Source organism: Microseira wollei NIES-4236, assembly GCF_020521235.1.
GTDB classification, from domain to species: Bacteria; Cyanobacteriota; Cyanobacteriia; order Cyanobacteriales; family Aerosakkonemataceae; genus Microseira; species Microseira wollei.
The window spans coordinates 1-15,640 of the sequence record NZ_BLAY01000120.1; the positions used below are offsets into that span (position 1 = coordinate 1).

Here is a 15,640-nt window from a genome sequence, read left to right on the forward strand (position 1 = left end):
ATCGAAGCTTATATTAATGATCCACATCACTCAAAATAATACTGACTGCGATTAAAATCGCACGGGTCGCGTTTCCACCCCGCAATAAATTGACGGGGCTACCACGCTCCCGGATGAAGAAGGTGTATTCGTTGATAGATCGACTCGCAAGCGTTTTCCTCAAACTCAGTCGGCGACAAACCGAGCATCTGGTACCCTCGGACAGACCACAAGCAAGTGTGATTGACAATATCCCAATCCCAGATCGCATCTTCGGTTGCCTCTATCACCAACTGTAACTCTTCTTCGCTTTCCCACAGCGCTGCTTCTGCATTTTTGCGTCCGCTGATATCGGTCGATACTGATGTCACGATCCAATAATCTGCACCCACCTCGCGCCGGGAGGTGAAGGTACTGGAAATCCAGCGCACTTTGCCGTTTTTGTCATAAAACCGATACTCCACCGTCGTGGTTCGTCCGGCGAGAATATCTTCAAACCCAGGCAAGATCGCGGTTTGCATATCTTCCTCCAGCACCCGCGACCCCCAGAGCGTTTTATCTGCCATCCATTCAGTCGGGGTATAACCAAACACCACTTCGCTGCCAGCGGATTGGTATTCACATTCAAAGTCTTGATTGGGAAAAACCCTCAGACTGGTAATCGCGGCGATCGCGCTGTCGAGAATATCCCTGAGTTTGGCTTGAGTGCGTTCTAGGGATAGTTCCTGTTTGCCATCTCCTATATCTTGACCCACCAACAGCAGGATATCTCGATTGCTATGACGGATATGGCGCCCATTAATTTTGACCCACAGAATGCTGCCGTCTTTCCTCACTAGGCGACCTTCCCAACTCTGGAAAACAGGGTCGGAGTTGGCTGTTATCGCTGTCTCAAATGCTTGGCGATCTTGCGGTTCAACCAAGTTTAAAATCGAACGTTTCACCAGTTCTGCGGATTTGTAGCCCAAACAGTTTGACCCAAACTCACTGCTATGACAAATTACTCCCGTCTGATCGACGATTAAGTAAATTGATGGGATGCTTTCCGATAAAAAGCGATACCACTCCAGTTCGGCTTGCGTTTGCTGCAGTGCTGCTTCAATCTCAGATAATTCTGCGCTTGTACCAGTCTGCTGTTGCTCAAAAAAAGAAGAAACTTGCTCTTGGGGACTTTTAAAAGAATCGATCATTCGTTGACACTCCACACCACTTGACCCCCTGGAATTGTCGCCAGATCGCTTTTACTTACCATGCTAAATTCCTTTGCTTTTCCCATTTATGCTGATTGATATGTCTGCTTTGCTTCCATAGCACTAACCAAGGTCAATCTCCTAGACTAAAATTGACCTGGTTAGAAAGGTATTCACAACTGTGCTGGCGCAACGCACCCGAATTGGACTTTGGACTGCAACGCTGCTAACAGGATTGGTGGGATCGGTCAATCTGCTATCTGCGGTGACGCCTAGTGAACCATTGCGATCGCAATGGCTAAAGGAAATTTTGCCATTTTACATTCGCGCGGGCGGACATTTATTTTCCGCCATTGCTGGCTTTATATTACTCACCCTCGCCGCCAATTTGTTACGCCGCAAGCGCGTCGCTTGGTTACTCACCGTCGCACTGTTAATTGTCTCCATCATCAGCCACCTGGTGAAGGGTTTCGATTATGAAGAAAGCTTGCTTGCCGGTGTACTGTTAATTCAGTTACTCGTCATGCGTAATGTTTTCACCGCTCAATCAGACCGACCCTCTATTTATCAAGGACTTCGCGTTCTGAGCGTTGCGTTATTATTTACACTTGCATACGGAACCGCCGGTTTCTACATCCTCGACGGGCAATTTAATGTTAATTTTTCTTTAACCCAAGCTATCCTCCAAACCCTGGCGATGTTCTTCACCGAAGACAATGCTGGATTAGAGGTGAAAACTCGCTTCGGACAATTTTTTGCCGATTCGATTTATCTTGTCGGCGCGGTAACTCTCGGTTATGCGTTGTTGATGCTGTTGCGTCCGGTTTTGTGGCGCGAGGTGGCGACGCCCCAACAACGACAAACAGCCAAGGAAATCGTACAGCAGTACGGGCGGTCTTCTTTGGCTAGATTTACGTTGTTTAACGACAAATCTTATTATTTCAGTGATTCGGGGCGAAGTATAATCGCATACGTTCCTAAAGGGAGGGGCGCGATTGCTTTAGGCGACCCGATGGGGTCAATCGAAGAACGCCGCGAGGTAATAAAGTCGTTTCAAGCATTCTGCGAGGGCAATGATTGGTATGGCGCTTTCTACCAAACTTTACCCGACGATCTAGACATTTACAGAGAGTTAGGGTATCTAATTTTACATATTGGCGAAGAAGCGATCGTTGACCTGCCTAACTTTAACCTCAAAGGGAAAGCGAATCAGAATTTAAGAACCGCTGTAAATAAACTGACAAAATCGGGGCATCAAGTCGAATTTTATACCCCTCCGATTGCAGCTGAATTATTGCGGAAATTGCGGACAATCAGCGATGAATGGTTGCAAATGATGCGCGGTTCGGAAAAGCGCTTTTCTGTAGGTTGGTTTGAAGAAGATTACTTGCGAGAGTGTACAATTGCTGTCGTTTATAATGGTACGGGAGAGATTACCGCTTTTGCTAATTTGATAACCGAATATCCCCCAAATGAAATTACCGTTGATTTAATGCGGCGAAAAGCTGAAGTGGAAAACGGGACGATGGAATTCTTATTTGTTTCGATGTTTCAGCACTTCCAACAATTGGGATACTCACGCTTTAATTTAGGACTGTCCGCACTTTCTGGAGTCGGCGATACTCCAGAGTCGCGGCGTTTAGAAAAAGTGTTGCGCTATCTCTACGAACACTTGAATCAGTTCTATAATTTCAAAGGGTTACACGCTTTTAAAGAGAAATTTCGCCCCCGGTGGGAACCCCGCTATTTAGTTTATCCAAGTTTAGTTTCCTTACCCGATGTAGTAGTAGCATTAGTCCGCGCAGATTCGGGGGACAAATTGTTGGATTATTTGAGATTTTAGGTAATAGCTAATGGCTAATTGCTAATTGCTAGAAAAGCTAATATAGCATTTTTCCTGAAATTAGCCATTAGCTATTAGCTTTACTTTTGAGACAACTAGCAACTTGAAGCTTTTACGCTGCTTGTAACTCGGAAAGACGCGCCAGCACCTCTCTGCTATGCACCGAGGGGTTCACTCCGGTAAACTCCTCGCGGATAATCCCTTGGGGATCGATGATAAATGTATGGCGCATCGAGAAAAATCCCAACCAGGAACCGTAGGTTTTGCTAATTTTACCATCGGTATCCGCTAGCAGGGGAAATTTCAACCCTTCAGAATCGCAAAATTCCGCGTGAGAATCGACAGAATCAGCGCTAACTCCCAAAATTTGGGCGCCCTTAGCCAAATATTTCGGCAAATCTTGCTGAAATCGCCGCGCTTCCAAGGTGCAACCAGAGGTAAAGTCTTTGGGATAGAAGTACAAAACCACCCACTTACCGCGATAGTCTGACAGAGACACTTTACCCTCTCCGGTGTTAGTCGGTAGGGTAAACTCTGGCGCAGCTTCGTTCAAGGGGGGTAGCTTACCACCCAGCGCATCAGCAGCAGGGGCGAAGTTAAACCAAGCAATTATGGCTAGACAACTAGCTAATAGGGTACTGACAAAAGTGCGGCGAGAGATCATCGTCAAAATGCAAGTTTTGTTTACATAACTTTACACTTTAACCTGAGATCGGCGATCGAGAAACCAGGTTGGTTAAAGAAAGCGGGTTGCTGTAGTTTGTCAGAAAATAAACAGGACTTGCAAATGCCATCGATTATCGTGACGCACCAATCGAATTTGGCGAATGAATTCGCGAAAATAAAATCTGCGTTCGGATTCGGATAAATCGAGCCAAAATTGGGGAATAGAGACAGTTTGGGCAGTTTCGCGCAAATTTACGGGTGGAAGTTGGGCGAATTGTGCTTGGAGTTGAGCAATTTCGGTGCGGAGTTTGTAGGCGCGTAAAAGCGCTGTTTCTGGATCTAAAATAGCCGATGCGGTCAGTTGATCGAGTTGGGAGAGGATATCTTGTTTAGATGCGATCGCTTGCTTTATCCCCGCTTTCATTCGCGTCATATCGGGTAAATCCATCTCGGCGACGGCTTTGGGTAATTCGCTACAGATGGTGGTGATAGTATCATCTAATACTTGTGAGTAAGGTATCGCCTTACACTTGGGAAGCTTGGGACAACAGAGCGGACGGAGGTAGAGATATTCTTGCTCTTGGCGCGGCGAGGTAACGCGCGCTACACTCATGTGCGACTCGCACTCACCGCAAACGACTAACCCAGCTAGGGAACGAGGCGCACTGGCAGTGCGGGGTGGTAAGCGACGGTTTCTGCGCAACAAGCGGTCGATTTGGGCAGCTTCTTCGCGTGAAATAATCGCAACGTGGGTATGGGAAATAATATCGTTATTTTGATAAGCCGTATCGCCGCGATAAACTGGATTGGTCAGCCAACGACGGCCAGTAGATACTGATATTTTCTTGCCGTATTTCTTCGCTAAGTAACGCACCGCCCTGCGTAAAGAACCAAATAGCAGAAATTGCTCGAAAAAATCCTTTACCACAGGTGCGGCACTTTTGTCAACAATGTATTTATCTTTACCGCGTCGATAACCGTAGGGAGGTTTGCCGGGAGGGGGTTGAGCTTTGAGACGCCTGAGTGCATGTCCGCGACGCAGGGAGCGACTGCGTTGGTAAGAATGGATTTGTTGTAGAAGTTGGAATAGATCGGCACCTTTAGTTGTGGGGGTATCGAGGGCGACTAAATCGATACCCAGGGATTCGAGTTGGGAGAAGCGATCGCTTACTTGCTCGAGGGAGTCGCCTAATTCCTCAAGGCGTCGAATTAAAACATAATCGACGGGTTCATTTTGGCAATCTGCGAGCAATTGTTGTAGTTGTTGACGCGATCCCAAATCTTGATAAACGCGATCGAATTCCCAGCCCCAGATAGAAGCATCGGGTGCTGGTTCCAGTAATGGATCGCTGTAAAGGTAGGCGATAATTTTCATCGTTTTCTCTGTCGGGGCGGGTTTAACCAAAAATTTATCGCTCACACTAAATCCCCGCAGGATTTCCCCTTTTTTAATCAACCGCCAAGACGCCATAGAGGCTTTCAGAGGCGCACCCGTTGGGTAGAACGCCAAGAAGAAGAGAGTTTGTAGGTTGGGTTGAGCGATAGGGAAAATCAACAACTAAAATTTTTGCTGGATTGAGGAACGAAACCCAGCATATAGATTCTGTATGTAGCGGGGGTTATAGTATCGCCTCGCTCATTTCTATAATATTGCCATCGGGATCTTTTGTAAATAAAGCTGCCCTACCAGACGTACTCATTTGCAGTTCGCATCCATGTTCGAGTAGCTGTTGTTTCGCTTCATCCAAGTTAGATACGGAAAAGGCGATATGGGGGTTACGTCCCCACTTTTCGGAATACTGTAATTCTGGGTTAAGAGTAGTATCGACAATCAAGTGAATCTGGAACTTGCCAATTTGATACCAAACACCAGGGAATTTGAGTTGCCGATCTACTTTGGATAATCCCAGGATAGTGCCGTAGAAGTGTTCGGCACGTTCCCAGTCAGAAACCAACACAGCGACATGGAGACAATCAACGATCTGCATGGCTAGTCGAGTGTAGCAACGATAATTTTATTTTAGATTTGAGATTGCAGATTTGAGATGGGAATTTTAGATTGGCGCTGTAGGTTGGTTTGAGAAACGAAACCCAACCTACTTTTGTCCCCAAATACAGAAAGCGGGTGTCTTACTCGCTTCGCTAGGTAAGAATAACTATTTAATAAACCGCGAAGACACGAAGAACACGAAGAAGGAAGAAGAAAGATGTAGATAGTCTTCTACCGCGAAGGAAGTAAAGAAACCCGCTTGCTTGACTAACCAATCCCTACTTGCACTGTATCGTTTACAACCCTAACTTTATAAGTTGGCACTTTCAGGGTTTCGTCATCCAGACACTGTCCGGTAAGCAAGCTGAAATTTTGCTTGTAAATCGGCGATGCGACTTTGGGGATGCCGTTGCGATCGCCTACAATTCCCCTAGACAGCACGTAAGCTTTGCTAAACGGGTCGTAATTCCCAATGGCATAAATATCCGTCCCAGGTTCGATGCGAAAAATCGCCACCTGTTCCCCTTCCACCAAAGCGCAAACACCTGTATTAGGCACAATATCAGACAGATGACAAACATCCACCCAAGTCGTAACATTTTCGCGAACCGTTAAAGCTTGAATCATTTTCCCTTCCTGATTACTTGTTATCACCGACCCACGACTAGCTTTAGTTCCTTTCATCCATGCATCCGCCTTCTAACTGCGTCATTCAAACTTGAATGCACCACTAGCAATTCCTTTCATCCATGCATCCGCCTTCTAAATCCGCGTCCCAGCGCTGCTGACTAATGACTTCTCCGCTTCAGTTGCAGGGCGTTTTTGTCCCCGTTCCTCCACATAAACCAAACTGGGATCTGGTTTATCCGAATTGACAAAATGCCGGAACCGCTTCATTTTTTCTGGACTTTCAATCGTTGCTTTCCACTCGCATTGATACGTTTTGACAAGGTGTTCCATTTGTGCTTCCAGTTCGGCACAAATTCCCAAGGAATCTTCAACAATTACCTGTTTCAGATATTCGATTCCCCCTTCCAGTTTGTTGAACCAAGTCGCCGTCCTTTCCAATCGATCTGCGGTGCGGATATAGAAAACTAGAAACCGATCCAAATACTTAATTAGGGTTTCTTTATCGATATCTGCTGCTAACAGAACCGCGTGTTGCGGTTTCATACCGCCGTTACCGCAGACGTATAGATTCCAACCTTTTTCAGTAGCTATAATGCCAAAATCTTTACCTTGGGCTTCAGCACATTCGCGGATACAACCAGATACGGCGGATTTGAGTTTGTGGGGCGATCGCAAACCACGATAGCGCAATTCGATCTCGATTGCCAAACTTGTAGAATCTTGCACGCCAAAGCGACACCAGGTGCTACCCACGCAAGATTTTACCGTCCGCAGCGCCTTCCCGTAAGCGTGTCCGGATTCAAAACCAGCATCAACTAATTTGCGCCAAATTAGCGGTAATTGATCGACTCGCGCACCAAATAAATCGATCCGCTGTCCGCCGGTAATTTTAGTGTAAAGTCCGAACTCTTTGGCAACTTTTCCCAACACAATTAGCTGATCAGGCGTAATTTCCCCGCCTGGTACTCGCGGGACAACCGAATAAGTTCCATCCCGTTGGATATTCGCCAAAAAGTAATCGTTGGTATCTTGCAATCCCACGTGGGATGTTTCTAGAACGTGTTCGTTCCAAGTCGAAGCAAGCATCGAAGCGACGGCGGGTTTGCAAATTTCGCATCCCGTACCCTTACCGAATTTTTGGATTAATTCGTCAAAGGTTTTAATCCGATTCACCCGCAACAAGTGATAAAGTTCTTGCCGAGAATGGGGGAAGTGTTCGCAGAGATGATTTTTCACTTCTATCCCTGCTTTCTTCATTTCAGATTTGAGCAAATCTGTCACGAGGGGGACGCATCCGCCGCAACCCGTTCCCGCTTTGGTGCATTTCTTCACGCTGGGAACATCGACGAGGTTATTCTCGCGGATGGCATGACAAATTTGTCCTTTGCTGACGTTATTGCACGAACAGATTTGAGCGGTATCGGGTAGATTTTCCACTCCCATCGCCGGGGTGGATGGTTTTCCTTCGCGGGGGGGTAGGAGTAAATCTTCCGGATAGGGTGGGAGAGTTATTTGGTTTTGGACAAATTGCAGCAACGTGCCGTAAGCGGAAGCATCTCCGACTAAAATTCCACCCAAAAGCAACTTGCCATGTTCACTCACAACTAGCTTTTTGTAAGTTCCGTTAATTGTATCTGCGATCGCCATCTCTTTCGCACCGGGTGTCTTGCCAAAATTGTCGCCAAAACTAGCAACATCTACTCCCAAAAGTTTGAGTTTGGTAGACATATCCGCACCCGTAAAGCTGCTGGGAGTACCGTCGCTGAGGATATCGGCGACAACAGCTGCCATTGTATAACCGGGGGCGACTAAACCGTAAATCCGATTTTGATAAAGCGCGCATTCGCCAATCGCGTAGATATTCGGATCGGAAGTTTGGCAAGATTCGTTGATCGTAATCCCGCCTCTTTCTCCCACCGCTAACCCACATTGTTTAGCAAGTTCATCGCGGGGACGAATTCCGGCGGAGAAGACTATCATGTCCGTTGGCAATTCGGAACCATCGGCGAACAGCATTTTGACGATTTTGCCATTTTCGCTGACAATTTCGGTTGTCGATTTACTCGTATGAACCCCAATTCCCAAAGCTTCTATTTTGCTGCGAAGGATGCTAGCACCCGCGTCATCTATTTGGACTGGCATCAGTCGGGGAGCAAATTCAACCACGTGGGTCTCTAAACCCAAATTTTTCAGCGCGTTTGCTGCTTCTAAACCGAGTAACCCGCCGCCGATAACCACACCCGTTCTACAGATTTTGGCATAGGCAGACATCGCCTCTAAATCTTCAATCGTGCGATAAACAAAAGTTCCCGGCACGTCCTTGCCTTTAATCGGCGGGACGAAAGGATAGGAACCCGTTGCCAGGACAATTTTATCGTAGTTAACCTTTACTCCATTGGCAGATAGAACCGTTCTTTCTTCCCGGTTAATCTCAACTGCTTTATCGCCTATATAAATTTGAATACCGTTTTCTTGATATAACCCCGGTTCGACTAAAGATAAATCTGCCGCCGTTTTTCCCGCAAAGAAACCGCTGAGGTTGACTCTATCGTAAGCGACGCGGGGTTCTTCGCAAAAAGTAATTAAATTCCATTTTTGGGTAGCACCCTTAGCTATCATCTGCTCTAGGAACTTATGTCCTACCATGCCGTTGCCGATGACAACTAGATTCTTTTTAGCAGCCATTTTTTTACAAAATTAGGGATTTTGTTCGCTTATACGACTTATGAAACCTGCTAAATTCAGAGATTTTTGTATTTTGTGATACAAAAATCCAGAAATTATGCGATATGGGAATCAGGGTTATTTTATTTTTGCATCGATGGGCTGGAATGATGCCCGCAGGGCCAGGCAAAGACTGAAAGCCTGCTAAGCTAGGGCTTGGTTTGTATAGCCGCAGGTTTTAAAGAGCGGGCATCTGGGATCGTAATATCTCAAAGTACGGCACAATGGAACTATGGGCGAGTGAGGCAAGCGTTGTGGAACTCAGCTTACCCAGTCAGTCTGGCGAATTGTACGAGAAAGATTTTTACGCCTGGACGCAAGAGCAGGCAAAGTTCCTCAGAGATGGAAAATGGAACTGTTTGGATGCCTCAAATTTGGCTCTTGAGATTGAATCTTTGGGAAGACAAGAGCGGCGGGAACTAGAAAATCGTTTGGGGATTTTACCAGGGCATTTGCTGAAGTGGGAGTTTCAATCCGACAAACGTTCTAAAAGCTGGTTTGCCACAATTCGCGAACAGAGGCGTCAAATTTTAAAGCTGCTTGACCAAAGTCCTAGCTGGAAACCTTATTTACCTGAAACTTTACAGGATGCTTACCAGGATGGTTTAGATTTAGCTGTGGGCGAAACATCTTTGGGTTATAAAGATTTTCCCGAACAATGCCCTGACGAACTCTGAGGCAGTAGATGCTTCATTTTTTCCAGGTCAGCAGCTTGAGTCAGATGGCGATTGGTAAGTAGGTGCAGGTGACTGTGTATTATGCTGAGCCTGGAAATGAGCCAAGCTTTCCTACTTAAGAAGTGAGGGAGTCTCACTCAAGACTTTCTGGATACATTTCATCCAATCTTCCCACGCGGCGGGATCTGCTGGCATCCCATCTCCAACAATTTGTAAACTGCCAAGCAGCGCCCCAATTTCATCAGCCTTGGTGCGTTCATAATAGTCGTCGAGGAATAGCACCATCGCTTCAAATGCCTGCATTTGGGTTAAACTTTCCACGCTTTTTACCTCCATTAGTTAAGGCTGAGAGCGGAAAATATGTTCTAAACGGTTATTTGGAATCAGCAACTTTTGATCGCTAGTGTGTCGTTTCAGTATAAGCGATCGCTCAACCAGTTTTGCGACAGTATCCCACCTTAACCACCATCAGGATACTTGCCCAGTTGGGCCAAACTCATCAGGTAGATCGTCTAACGTTTTTGAGCGCGATCGCAACAATCGATCCAACGCCTTCATTTGAGCGATCGTAAACGTAGGAATATTATCCCCCGCTTCCCAACGACTCACCGTCCTCGCCGAAGTGCCAATCGCCCTGGCAAACTCCTCCTGAGACATGGCAAACTCCTCTCTCAATTTCTTTAACGGCGACTCGCCTGCTTCTTCTAGGGCTTTTCTGCGCTTGAGCGTGCATTGTTTATCACAAACTGTCTAGACATATTGAGAAAACGCAGTCAATTCTAGACAATATGTCTATGTGAAGGGTGAAAAAGGGCAGGCAACCAAGCAAAGCGTTGGTTGCCAACTTGCCCTTGGTTTTTAGTGTTTCATTTTGTTTAATACCACAAAACCATGAGTTACCAAAAGCAACTGAGTCCTTGGGAGATTTATCGCCATTTGCCCAACCTGCAAAGACGGTTAATTGCCCGTTTCCGTCGTCGTAACGATGCCGAAGCTTATCTAAAAGTTCTCCGGCGGATGCTACCTTTGGCTGAATTTGAGATTGTTTATGGAGCGAGTTGGGATATGAGCGATATGCCTCCCAACGCTGGCGCGAACGCGCCTCGCTGCGTTGCCATCCCGCCAGGGATTAAAATCCAAGGGCTTTTAGGCAAAGTCCTCTCAAGAGGACTAGGTCAACATTTCAGTTCTCTTGAGAGGACTTCAGCTATTAGCCCGGAAATTGATTTCCGGGCGGGCTATCGGTTTAGGGAAAATTGGATTTCGGCTTTACCTCGCTAAATGCCTCCGGTGTGGTTTGAACTTTCTGCCTTGCGGGTGTATCGGCAGAAACAAATTGCTGTCCAAACGACACCAACATAGCTATGAGCAACCCTGCTAGAACGGTAAAAACTTGCCAGGAAAAAACTACCCGGTCTGCTGCATCTAGAACGCCGACTAATGCTTTGCCAATCTTTCCATAATTATGATAATTTCCCATCTTCTGGATCGCGGAAGATTGTTGCAATAGCGATGGCTTAATTTCCGGCAACAAGATGTTGAGAATCTCTGCTCGTGTCACTATGCACTTGATAGTCACCAAGTACACTTCTGGAGCAAGTGATAGTTGCTTTACTTGATAGTAAACTTGATACCCTGTTGACAGCGGATATAAGAAATGTTCTGGCAACCCCTCTATTGGTTCTGTTCCCAGTAGATATAACTCGCTTTTGCTCTGAGGGTGGAAACGGTTATATTCCCATTGTCAGCGAAATGCCAGGAATTTGGAATGCCAAAATTTCTGAACACTTTCGTCTTCTTCAATCACAACTTTCATTTATCATCTCCAAGTTTTTCCAGTATGGGGTAGGAGGCGACTTTGGAGAAGATGATTTTTCAGCAGTCCCATGCTACAAACCTCAAAACTACTCTTGCAGCTTTAAGATGTCTTTTCAACTACCGGAAAATCTCTAGTTTTGCCTCGCACCGCGTTTTTTCGGTGCAGCATATTCATTACAGAGAAGTAGCTTCAAATAAATATAGATAGTTCTTGGGATATACTTACGCGAGCATTCCGCAATATCTCAATGATTATTTCGCGCTGTGTTCTTCCTCCAGATAGCGGAGTGCTTAGATCTCCACCATCTAGACAATCGTTTCCAGAGCTGCCATCTAGGCAATCTGTTCCACCAGCGTCGCCAAGTAGATAATCGTCACCACACTCGCCTATCAGTCGATTGCTTTCTGTCTCGCCATATAGCCGATCGTTTTCATCCGCGCCATCTAAATAATCTTGCTGAATCTCAACAGTGAGAATGCAGCCAAGTAAATTAGGACGCCACATTATTGCGGCTACTTTTAGGATGTGCAGCGATAGTTGGGGGTAATAGTTCACGACTATCTCTCTTGGCTTAAGCAAGTTTCACCAGCCACAAACCACAAGCTGAAAGGATATTCGTGGATACCGCGACCTGGAAGCTATGTTTTCAGACCCCGATAAACAAACCCGGTTTTTTGGAAAAACCGGGTTTCTGCGTCAGTCGAGCCCTCTAGATGTAAAATCCGATCAAAAAGCATCTCGCGGAAGTTCGTATGAAAACAGTTTGGAACTCCCTGCTTATCGCCCTCACCTTATTGCTGTCAAACTCTGCATCCGTTGTTTTGGCAGAACCAACAACAATCGAACACACCACACCCATCGAGGAACCAATAGCAACCGAACCGAAAAAAACTCCAGAAGAACTGGCGCGATATCAAAAATTAGTCGAAGCGGACAGATTATATTTAGCAGGCGATCGCATCGCCGCCCTTAACCTCTATCGCCAAGTCAAAACCCCCTTTGCCGAAATCTCCGAATCGCAACCAAAACCAGAACCGATTCTCGACCCAACTCAACTCGCCCCCGCCGGACAAGTATACTGGCGCGAAGCCCTAGCCGGAATCGATCAAAAATTAGAAAGCCGCATTTTTGTCCCCCTACAACTCCTCGTCGAACGCTATCCCGAATTTATTCCCGGACACTTGCAACTCGCGCAAGCATTAAAAGAACGCAACCGACAGGAAGAAGCACTGCAAGTCTTAGAAAAAGCCTGTTCCCTTTATCCGAATCAACCCGATTTACTCAAAGCGAAAATAGCCGCACAAGCTGCATCCGAAAATTGGTTAGAAGCATCGATCGCCGCGCGACAATTTGCCTTACTCAACCGGGATCATCCTCAATCAGCAGAATTTACCCGCTTGGCAGACGAGAACTTAAAACGGTATCGCTCCCACCTGCGATCGCAGCTGCGAGGGAATGCGATCGCCAGCGTCCTCACCGGCGCCCTATCCTATGCCCTCACCGGCAGTATTTTCGGTCCCATATCCGCCGTAGAAACCATAGCCATCCTCATCCAAGGCGAACAAGCCATCGGCGAAAGAATCGCCAAATCCGCACAACGACAACTCGACTTAATCAAAGATCCAGAAGTTTTACACTACATCAACGAAGTGGGACAGAAACTCGCCAAACTATCCGGGCGCGACGACTTTGAATTCGAGTTTTACGTCGTTCTCGACGAAGATCTAAACGCCTTCGCCCTCCCCGGCGGCAAAATTTTTGTCAACGCCAAAGCGATAATTCACAGCAACTCCGAAGCCGAATTAGCCGGATTGCTCGCCCACGAAATATCCCACGCAGTTTTATCCCACGCCTTTCAATTACTTACCCAAGCCAACGCCATCGACAACGTAGCCGTACTAATTCCCAGAGGCGGAATTCTTTCCAACTTACTCACCCTCAATTACAGCCGGGAAATGGAACAACAAGCCGATATCTTAGGAACTCGAATTCTAGCAGCTTCCGGTTATGCCGCCGACGGCTTGCGAAATCTCATGGTTACCCTCAAAAAACAACAACCAGAATTTCCCATCACCTTCCTATCTTCCCACCCAGATACCGACAACCGCATCCGCTACTTAGAAAACCTCATCCAACGCAACTCTTACAATCGCTATGCCTACGAAGGCGTCGCCCGTCACGCCGAAATTCAAACCAAAATCCGAAAACTCTTGCGCGATTACAAACAACAATCAACACAGCGTCGCCGCCACCGAAATTAATCCAGTCTTACCAATCAAACACCCACCCCTACCATCCCGATTTCTCCAAAAAAACCGCGATTCTCTAACAACACTGAAAATCTCTCTCTTTCCTCTTCTCTTCGCGCTCTAATTCGCTACCCTTGAATCGCTTCGCTAACGCGTCTAAGCGCTGGCGCGCACGCTTCGCGAACGCGGTTCATTAAATCAGCATTTTTCGGCTCGGAAAAAAGTCATTATCTGCACCTGCTCAATTCCAGACTTGCCTCAAAACAGCTTTTCTGATATTGTGAATTTTAGGTGTATTCTCAGCGGAGCAGACTACCCAAACCCCGCAAACACACGCAAATACAAGCTTAAAGCCAATTATAAAGAAATATGAAAAAAGGCATTTGTTGTTAAACCATGACAATTTAATTGAGATAAATTATCATTAATTTGACGAATTTGCGGCATTTGGGGGGTTGAAAAAACAGCCGTGAAAATGTTATAAATTGAAAGTAGTATCTTGAGGGGAGCAGTGTGACAAAAAAATGGAGAAAAGTTTTTTGCTCAGCGATCGCTCACCCTAGCAGCTTTACAGGTAAACTCAAGGTGGGCAATCGCTGGGTCTAGTTCCGAATCAAACGCCAAGGGGAAGAACTCGGTTCCTTGTGATGAATTGCCTCAGACAAAGGGCGCGAGCGCTGGTTTTGAAGATTCAAACCCTTTCTGCTTTGATGCAGATCGTGTTCCACGCGAAACAGATTGGCAAACAAGTTCGCCATAATCTGCTGACCTTCTTGGGTTACTTCCAAGTAGTCCAAGGCATCTTCGATATAGGGATAGGCCACATTCCAGAAGAAATTGGGATAATTCCGCCGCAAATCGCCGGGATTATGGCATTTTAGTGCTTTATTCATCCCCGTTTCTTCAAATTCGTAGAACAAAGCGCTGATTTTTTGCAGGTAGCGGGGGTCGGCCAATTGACCGATTAAATCCGCAGCACGAGCTAAACCAGGATAATTGAGCGTATCTTGATGGGCAAGAGAAGGCGGCACCGGGAAACGAGTCAATTCAATATTGCGCTTAATTGTTTCAATATCGATCAGTTTGTCACCGCCAAACCGCTCGTCGATCAATAACTTACCCCGGTCTACGTGATAAGGAGTGAGACTCGCATCGGTACAACCTGCTGGCAGCTCAACCATCTCGCCGTTGATTCCCGTCGCGTATAAACTTGCGCCTTGATTGTCAGCCCGACAGACTCCCTTGACATAACCAATATCGTGGCACAACAAGGAGATCGTAAAATGCAGCCAATCTTCTGGGGATACCCCACCCTCGCGCATGTGCTTGCCGTGGAGAATTTCCTGCCCCGTCAAAGTCACCAAAATCGTGTGTTCCACATTGTGATAGAGGGCGTCGCTAGTGGCGATATTTTCTAGCGCCATATGAGCAGTCTGTATCAGTATATCTACGTAATCGGGTTTCAGTCCACCATAGGCGCGATGATAACCTTCCCGCAACTGGTTGGCAAAGTCTTTAACGAGTAATTGAGTGGAATTATACATTTTTCCTACCTTTGCCCCAGTCGGGGCTTTCCAAGTTCTTAATTTGTAGATGCTTAACCTAATAATGCCTTTAAACGCTTAAAAATTAGGAATCAGATTACTATAACCCGACATCCTAACCCAAACAATACAACTTATCTCCGATCTATTTCTAATATCCGTATTTTCTCCCTTGTCATGTGTGATGTGATGTTGTATCCCAAGCGATCGCGATCGCCTTCTTACGTGATTACGCGCAGATATAATGTGTGATATAGAACATATAACTAAGCGGTCGCGCGGCGAGGGGCGATCGTCCGCAGCAAAACTTAGAAAACGCAGAAGGATAA

The 15,640-nt window shown here is 46.4% G+C and carries 16 protein-coding genes; 5 read left to right on the forward strand and 11 right to left on the reverse strand.

Going from position 1 to position 15,640, the window contains the following annotated elements:
• Window positions 1–98: 98 nt before the first annotated feature.
• A complete protein-coding gene (locus tag MiSe_RS31660; RefSeq protein ID WP_226587602.1) occupies window positions 99–1,169 on the reverse strand; it encodes a PAS domain-containing protein in 1,071 nt (356 codons plus the stop codon).
• A 181-nt stretch (window positions 1,170–1,350) separates the two neighbouring features.
• Here MiSe_RS31660 and MiSe_RS31665 point away from each other — a divergent pair, with 181 nt between their 5' ends.
• Window positions 1,351–3,012, forward strand: coding sequence for a phosphatidylglycerol lysyltransferase domain-containing protein (locus MiSe_RS31665; RefSeq protein ID WP_226587604.1), 1,662 nt, complete (start codon window positions 1,351–1,353; stop codon window positions 3,010–3,012).
• A gap of 112 nt (window positions 3,013–3,124) precedes the next feature.
• Here the strand turns inward: MiSe_RS31665 and MiSe_RS31670 are convergent, their stop codons facing one another.
• From MiSe_RS31670 to nirB, 5 genes are all read right to left on the reverse strand, one after another.
• The gene (locus MiSe_RS31670; protein WP_226587644.1) at window positions 3,125–3,676 is read right to left on the reverse strand and encodes a peroxiredoxin; all 552 of its coding nucleotides are present in this window, start codon (window positions 3,674–3,676) and stop codon (window positions 3,125–3,127) included.
• A gap of 99 nt (window positions 3,677–3,775) precedes the next feature.
• Window positions 3,776–5,053 carry a recombinase family protein gene (locus MiSe_RS31675; protein ID WP_226587646.1) on the reverse strand — a complete coding sequence of 426 codons (1,278 nt, stop codon included), beginning with the start codon at window positions 5,051–5,053 and terminating at the stop codon, window positions 3,776–3,778.
• Window positions 5,054–5,297: 244 nt separating this feature from the next.
• Window positions 5,298–5,666, reverse strand: a complete 369-nt coding sequence (locus tag MiSe_RS31680) for a VOC family protein (RefSeq protein WP_226587606.1) — start codon at window positions 5,664–5,666, stop codon at window positions 5,298–5,300.
• A 269-nt stretch (window positions 5,667–5,935) separates the two neighbouring features.
• A complete protein-coding gene (gene nirD, locus MiSe_RS31685) occupies window positions 5,936–6,295 on the reverse strand; it encodes a nitrite reductase small subunit NirD (RefSeq protein WP_226587608.1) in 360 nt (119 codons plus the stop codon).
• Window positions 6,296–6,430: 135 nt separating this feature from the next.
• A complete protein-coding gene (gene nirB / locus MiSe_RS31690; protein WP_226587610.1) occupies window positions 6,431–8,983 on the reverse strand; it encodes a nitrite reductase large subunit NirB in 2,553 nt (850 codons plus the stop codon).
• Between the two features lie 263 nt (window positions 8,984–9,246).
• Between nirB and MiSe_RS31695 the strand changes: the two genes are divergently transcribed.
• Window positions 9,247–9,699, forward strand: a complete 453-nt coding sequence (locus MiSe_RS31695; RefSeq protein WP_307731576.1) for a DUF29 domain-containing protein — start codon at window positions 9,247–9,249, stop codon at window positions 9,697–9,699.
• A gap of 111 nt (window positions 9,700–9,810) precedes the next feature.
• On the opposite strand, the gene MiSe_RS31700 is transcribed toward MiSe_RS31695, so the two are convergent.
• Together MiSe_RS31700 and MiSe_RS31705 are read right to left on the reverse strand one after the other, a co-directional pair.
• Window positions 9,811–10,020: a hypothetical protein gene (locus MiSe_RS31700; RefSeq protein WP_226587612.1), complete on the reverse strand. Its 210-nt coding sequence runs from the start codon at window positions 10,018–10,020 to the stop codon at window positions 9,811–9,813.
• A 147-nt stretch (window positions 10,021–10,167) separates the two neighbouring features.
• Window positions 10,168–10,374, reverse strand: a complete 207-nt coding sequence (locus tag MiSe_RS31705; protein WP_226587614.1) for a helix-turn-helix domain-containing protein — start codon at window positions 10,372–10,374, stop codon at window positions 10,168–10,170.
• A gap of 216 nt (window positions 10,375–10,590) precedes the next feature.
• Here MiSe_RS31705 and MiSe_RS31710 point away from each other — a divergent pair, with 216 nt between their 5' ends.
• Window positions 10,591–10,980 (forward strand): hypothetical protein, encoded by a 390-nt coding sequence (locus tag MiSe_RS31710; RefSeq protein WP_226587650.1) that lies wholly within the window; start codon window positions 10,591–10,593, stop codon window positions 10,978–10,980.
• Here MiSe_RS31710 and MiSe_RS31715 read toward each other — a convergent pair.
• Entirely contained in the window at window positions 10,946–11,260 is a 315-nt protein-coding gene (locus MiSe_RS31715; protein ID WP_226587616.1) for a hypothetical protein, read from the reverse strand. The two genes, MiSe_RS31710 and MiSe_RS31715, sit on opposite strands and share 35 nt — an antisense overlap.
• Window positions 11,261–11,298: 38 nt before the next feature.
• Between MiSe_RS31715 and MiSe_RS31720 the strand changes: the two genes are divergently transcribed.
• Window positions 11,299–11,652, forward strand: a complete 354-nt coding sequence (locus tag MiSe_RS31720) for a hypothetical protein (RefSeq protein WP_226587617.1) — start codon at window positions 11,299–11,301, stop codon at window positions 11,650–11,652.
• 55 nt (window positions 11,653–11,707) lie between these two features.
• Here the strand turns inward: MiSe_RS31720 and MiSe_RS31725 are convergent, their stop codons facing one another.
• Entirely contained in the window at window positions 11,708–12,073 is a 366-nt protein-coding gene (locus tag MiSe_RS31725) for a hypothetical protein (RefSeq protein ID WP_226587619.1), read from the reverse strand.
• A 197-nt stretch (window positions 12,074–12,270) separates the two neighbouring features.
• Here MiSe_RS31725 and MiSe_RS31730 point away from each other — a divergent pair, with 197 nt between their 5' ends.
• On the forward strand, window positions 12,271–13,779 hold the full coding sequence (locus MiSe_RS31730; protein ID WP_226587621.1) for a M48 family metallopeptidase: 1,509 nt from the start codon (window positions 12,271–12,273) through the stop codon (window positions 13,777–13,779).
• A gap of 590 nt (window positions 13,780–14,369) precedes the next feature.
• Here MiSe_RS31730 and MiSe_RS31735 read toward each other — a convergent pair.
• Window positions 14,370–15,311, reverse strand: a complete 942-nt coding sequence (locus MiSe_RS31735; RefSeq protein WP_226587623.1) for an Npun_R2479 family HD domain-containing metalloprotein — start codon at window positions 15,309–15,311, stop codon at window positions 14,370–14,372.
• Window positions 15,312–15,640 lie beyond the last annotated feature (329 nt).

Bases quoted from the DNA above. Each gene is read 5' to 3' on its own strand.
- MiSe_RS31660 (WP_226587602.1), bottom strand. From the start codon at position 1,169: ATGATCGATTCTTTTAAAAGTCCCCAAGAGCAAGTTTCTTCTTTTTTT.
- MiSe_RS31670 (WP_226587644.1), bottom strand. From the start codon at position 3,676: ATGATCTCTCGCCGCACTTTTGTCAGTACCCTATTAGCTAGTTGTCTA.
- MiSe_RS31675 (WP_226587646.1), bottom strand. From the start codon at position 5,053: ATGAAAATTATCGCCTACCTTTACAGCGATCCATTACTGGAACCAGCA.
- MiSe_RS31680 (WP_226587606.1), bottom strand. From the start codon at position 5,666: ATGCAGATCGTTGATTGTCTCCATGTCGCTGTGTTGGTTTCTGACTGG.
- nirD (WP_226587608.1), bottom strand. From the start codon at position 6,295: ATGATTCAAGCTTTAACGGTTCGCGAAAATGTTACGACTTGGGTGGAT.
- nirB (WP_226587610.1), bottom strand. From the start codon at position 8,983: ATGGCTGCTAAAAAGAATCTAGTTGTCATCGGCAACGGCATGGTAGGA.
- MiSe_RS31695 (WP_307731576.1), top strand. From the start codon at position 9,247: ATGGAACTATGGGCGAGTGAGGCAAGCGTTGTGGAACTCAGCTTACCC.
- MiSe_RS31710 (WP_226587650.1), top strand. From the start codon at position 10,591: ATGAGTTACCAAAAGCAACTGAGTCCTTGGGAGATTTATCGCCATTTG.
- MiSe_RS31730 (WP_226587621.1), top strand. From the start codon at position 12,271: ATGAAAACAGTTTGGAACTCCCTGCTTATCGCCCTCACCTTATTGCTG.
- MiSe_RS31735 (WP_226587623.1), bottom strand. From the start codon at position 15,311: ATGTATAATTCCACTCAATTACTCGTTAAAGACTTTGCCAACCAGTTG.